Origin of the sequence: Isoptericola sp. NPDC060257, from assembly GCF_042726645.1 — a bacterium.
Classification (GTDB): Bacteria; Actinomycetota; Actinomycetes; order Actinomycetales; family Cellulomonadaceae; genus Isoptericola; species Isoptericola nanjingensis.
In genome coordinates this window covers 1-1,587 of the sequence record NZ_JBHXAW010000486.1, presented here as the reverse complement: position 1 = coordinate 1,587, position 1,587 = coordinate 1, and the positions used below count along the sequence as shown (strand labels likewise).

Below are 1,587 nucleotides of genomic sequence, written 5' to 3'. Positions count from 1 at the left end.
CCCCTTCGCGGGCGCGGGCCAGTACGTCAACTCGTACTGGTCCGACAACGTGACGGCCGCCGCGACCCGGGCCGGAGGCACGCTCGGCGACTCGATGCGCGCCATCGCGAACGAGCCCACCTCGGTCTGGATGGACCGGATCAGCGCCATCGAGGGCAACGCCGACGGCCCCGGCCTGCGGACCCACCTCGACGCGGCGCTCGCGCAGAAGCAGGGTGACACCCCGCTGGTGGTCAACCTCGTGATCTACGACCTGCCCGGACGCGACTGCTACGCGCTGGCCTCGAACGGCGAGCTGCCCGCGACCGACGAGGGCATGCAGCGCTACGAGACCGAGTACATCGACGCCATCGTCGACATCCTCGACGACCCCGCGTACGAGGACCTGCGGATCGTCGCGACCATCGAGCCCGACTCGCTGCCGAACCTCGTGACCAACAGCAGCGAGCCGCTGTGCCAGCAGGCCGCGCCGTACTACCGCGAGGGGGTCGCGTACGCGCTGGACCGCCTGCACGACGTGGGGAACGTGTACAGCTACATCGACGCCGCGCACGCCGGCTGGCTCGGCTGGCCGAACAACGCCCAGCCCGCGGCCCAGCTCTTCGCGGACGTGGTGGGCAGCACGGAGGCGGGCTTCGACTCCGTGGCCGGCTTCGTCACCAACACGGCGAACTCCACGCCGCTCGCCGAGCCGTTCCTCGAGGACGGGAGTTTCGGCAGCGGCGGCTTCGTGCGCCAGGCGGAGTACTACGAGTGGAACGCCGACTTCGACGAGACGGACTGGACCGCCCACCTGTACGACCTGCTCGTCGCCGAGGGCTTCCCCTCCTCGATCGGCATGCTCATCGACACCCCCCGCACCGGCTGGGGCGGTCCGGACCGCCCCACCGCCGAGAGCACCTCGACCGACCTCAACACCTACGTCGACGAGTCCCGCGTCGACCGCCGCACCCACCGCGGCGCGTGGTGCAACCCGTCCGGAGCGGGCATCGGCGAGCGGCCGCAGGCCACGCCCGCCGGCTATCCCGAGTCGCACCTCGACGCCTTCGTGTGGGTCAAGCCCCCGGGCGAGTCCGACGGGTCCTCGGAGGAGATCCCGAACGACGAGGGCAAGCACTTCGACCGGATGTGCGACCCGACGTTCAACTCGCCGAAGCTGAACGGCCTCCTCACCGGGGCGCTCCCGGACGCGCCGCTGTCCGGCAAGTGGTTCGAGAGCCAGTTCCAGATGCTCGTGACCAACGCCTACCCGGCGATCGGCGACGGCGGCACGGACCCCGGCCCCGACCCCGACACCGAGGCGCCGAGCGCCCCGCAGGGCGTCACCGCGACGGCGGACGGCACGTCCGTCTCGGTGTCCTGGTCGGCGTCCACGGACGACACCCGGGTCACGGGCTACGACGTGCTGGTCGACGGCGTCGCCGCGACGTCGTCCACGACGACGTCGGCCACGGTGACCGGCCTGGACCCGGAGACGTCGTACGAGATCACCGTGACCGCGCGGGACGCGGCGGGGAACGTGTCGGCGGCGTCGGAGCCGGCGAGCGTGACGACGGGCTCGGACGACGGCGGCCCGGACCCGACCGA

At 72.0% G+C, this 1,587-nt stretch carries 1 protein-coding gene; it reads left to right on the top strand.

Annotated features, from left to right (window positions below; translation table 11 throughout):
- The coding region (locus ACFWEK_RS21535) for a glycoside hydrolase family 6 protein (protein ID WP_430555364.1) at nt 1–1,587 on the top strand (1,587 nt) is incomplete at both ends.